3 protein-coding genes and 1 pseudogene are annotated in these 3,217 nt (G+C 30.7%); all 4 read left to right on the top strand.

Annotated elements, in window-relative coordinates:
• Nucleotides 1–1,235: pseudogene (locus PVA17_RS24495) on the top strand (ABC transporter permease); the annotation flags it as partial.
• A 250-nt stretch (nucleotides 1,236–1,485) separates the two neighbouring features.
• Nucleotides 1,486–2,154 carry a lipoprotein BA_5634 family protein gene (locus tag PVA17_RS24500; protein ID WP_274069298.1) on the top strand — a complete coding sequence of 223 codons (669 nt, stop codon included), beginning with the start codon at nucleotides 1,486–1,488 and terminating at the stop codon, nucleotides 2,152–2,154.
• Between the two features lie 20 nt (nucleotides 2,155–2,174).
• Nucleotides 2,175–2,540, top strand: a complete 366-nt coding sequence (locus tag PVA17_RS24505) for a hypothetical protein (protein ID WP_274069299.1) — start codon at nucleotides 2,175–2,177, stop codon at nucleotides 2,538–2,540.
• Nucleotides 2,541–2,647: 107 nt separating this feature from the next.
• A partial coding sequence (locus PVA17_RS24510; RefSeq protein WP_274069300.1) for a D-alanyl-D-alanine carboxypeptidase family protein occupies nucleotides 2,648–3,217 on the top strand: 570 nt, incomplete at its 3' end.

A 3,217-nucleotide genomic window follows, 5' to 3' on the forward strand; every position in this document is an offset into this window, starting at 1 on the left:
TTATTTTGATTCCAATAGGTGTTTTTCTAGTTATAATAGGGACTTATTTTTTGTTTTCCCAATTTAGCGTATACACATTGAATTTTTTAAAACGAAAGGAAAATATATATTTAAAAAAAGTTAATCTTCTTACTATATCAGAGTTAGTATATCGTATGAGAGACAACGCAATTCTGTTTTTTATAGTATCAATTATTTCAGCCATTGCCTTTACAGGAATTGGTACCTTTATGTCCCTCGGAAATCCAGGGTTATCTGAGATGACTAATCCATTTTCCTATACTTACAGTTCTTCTCCGGAAAATAAACAAGAAGAAAAACATCTTCAAGAGATTAATAAAAAGTTAACAGATGCTCAATTTTTATATCGTACAGTTACAGTTACTCCTAAAGAAATGCAAAACAATCTACTTGTTTTTAGTTTAACTGATTTTAACCGTATCGCTAATGTACTTGGACATCCAAAAGAAACACTTAACAATGACAATCAAACGATTTTAGTACCTACTACAGTTGCTGAGCTAAAAAAATTCAAAAATAAAGAAAATATTAATAACACCATCGACTTAGTTCAAAGAGATACTGATATTCATTTACGTGTCAAAAAAACAGTCCCCTACCTTGGATGGGATGGAAAAGACGCTGGTAAAAGAATGATTGTTGTTACTGATAAAATGTTTGAAAAAATCCCGATAGGTCAGAATGAGGATACACTATGGAATTATCATTTGTTTACAGTCAAGGATTGGGAGAAATCAGAAGAAGTCACTAAACAACTCGAGAGTTCTTTTCCTATTTATGAAGAGGGAAAATATGCTTTTAAAGCTTTGGTAATTCAATGGTTAGTTGAAAAACAGGAAAATGGTATGTTAATTATTACAAGTGCATTAGTTGGAATTTTATTTTTTACCTTTGCTGCAAGTTTCCTTTACTCACGTCTATATACTGATTTAGAAAGGGATAAACATCAATACATGAGTATCGCGAAAATTGGATTAACAAAAAATGAGCTAAAAAAAGTAATATCACACCAACTTTGTATCATGTTCTTTTTACCAATTGTAATAGCTTTACTTCATAGCATTACTGCATTTATTGCTCTACAGAAGCTCGTCTCATTTTCTATTGTAATGGATTCTGTCTTCTTACTAATATTCTTTTTATCTCTACAAATTATGTACTTTTTTATCGTTCGATGGCGATACCTTCGTTATCTTTACAAAGAAATTATGTAGTTTTTTAATCGAGCTTAGATAATTAATAATAATCCATCCTTTTCGTAAGGATGGATTTTTTTTGAGTAATTATCTACTATAACGAAACTTTCAGAAATCTAAAATTTTTGTTAGATACGTTATAGGTAATTCGATAGGAGATAGTAAGGAAAAATATTAAACTCCATATTAGAGAAGTAAAACAAATTGAATAGTAGTGATGAAATTAGACCAAATTTATTTATTACTAATTTAATTATGGAGGAAAAAAATGAATATCATAAAAAATCTGTGTGTTATTGGGGTCATATTATTCGGTTTATATTTGGCATTTACATTTACTGAACCAAGAAACGGAATTTTAATCTTAGGTGACAAACAAACAATAGAAGAAATAAAAGTAGACCAAAAAAATAAGATTAAATCTATTGATTTATTTAAAGTCAAGATAACAAAACATAATGGTCATTCAGTATTAATTATGGATCAAAAAACAGCGAAAGATATAGTAGCAAAAGGAGTATTACGGGAAGGAGAAAATTCTAATATTCCAGTATCAGATCCAATCCATTCATTACCTGAGATAAAAAATAATGATGCGGTGTTACTTGCAGATAAAATATATCAAAATCGAAAAGACATAAAAATTGCTGATAAGGAGATGACAGTAGATTACGGAGGTAATATTTGGTTTGGCCATAGTCGTGATTTTGAATATGAGGAGTTCATTTTAATTGTAAACAATTCTAAGTTTAATCAGATTCCTGTTGAAGAAATAGATATGGGAATATTAGAACTTAATAAGGTCTATGGAAATAATAATGGAATTGTTGATATGAACAATGCCAAATCGGTACAAACAGAGAAGGAATTCACACAAATTTTCGAAAACAAATCCAATGGAATACATTTTTTCAAAAGCTTATCAATTATAAAATAATACATTAAGGAGAATCTTAAATGGCTGGTATTATAGGACATACAGTTGTTACCACAACAGCTGCTTTAGCATATAGAAAAAAATTAAATATTGCAACTTTATTTGCAGGTATGGCATTTCCAGATATTATAACTTCGTTTATAAATCCATTACCTCTTATAGGTAATTTAGATGAAAGTTTCATAGGAGGTTTGATTTGTGCAGTATTTTTATCATTAATAATATTGTTTTGTCTTAAGACAGTACCTAAAATAATGTTCTTATTTACTTATAAGCAAGGCATCTCACATAAGGTTATTTTCATCTCAGCTCTAGTAGGTACCGAGTTACATGTACTTATGGACCTTATTGCTATTAACGGTTGGCTTAATGGAACAATATTATAAACTATCGCTGTCTTAATCATTTACCAACAAAACAGGGAACGATAGTTTTTAATATTTATACCTAAGACAAGGCTGCCGGCATCGCTTCAATAAGGGGGAAGTTAAGAATGAATAAGTGGGGCTTTTTATTAATTTTTACAATATGTTTAGGTGTGACAGCCTTTAAGATAGTACCGTTCTTTCAAAGTGAAAAAGGTGTAATAGTAAATGTCTATAATGAGAACGGTGTAGTGGAGGGTAAGTTTTCTTCTGGAAATGTGAAAAAGGTAGAAATTCCAGTAGAACAGGTTTATCAAGGAAATTTACTTTTGATCAACAGTAAGCACCCAGTTCACAATGAGAGTATAAAATCAGATGTCATCAATTTATATGCTCGCAAAGAATTGGTAAAAGGATACAGATTGTTTAATAGCGAAACATATTTATCAGAAGATATAGCAAGTAAATTTTCGAATATGGTTCTTGATGCGGAAGAAGATGGAGTTTCTAGTTTTTTACTTACGAGTGGTTTTCGAGGATTTGATGAGCAAACTAAACTTTATAAAAAAATGGGTTCCAATCGTGCCATGCCAGCAGGTTACAGCGAACACAATTTAGGTTTATCGCTTGATGTGGGAAGTACCCAAGGGAAGATGGAGGTAGCACCTGAGGGAGAGTGGATTGCAGAGAACGCTTGG

The sequence above is a fragment of the Lysinibacillus sp. CNPSo 3705 genome, assembly GCF_028674935.1.
GTDB lineage: Bacteria > Bacillota > Bacilli > Bacillales_A > Planococcaceae > Lysinibacillus.

Coding starts and splice junctions, on each gene's coding strand:
- PVA17_RS24500 (WP_274069298.1), top strand. CDS start 1,486: ATGAATATCATAAAAAATCTGTGTGTTATTGGGGTCATATTATTCGGT.
- PVA17_RS24505 (WP_274069299.1), top strand. CDS start 2,175: ATGGCTGGTATTATAGGACATACAGTTGTTACCACAACAGCTGCTTTA.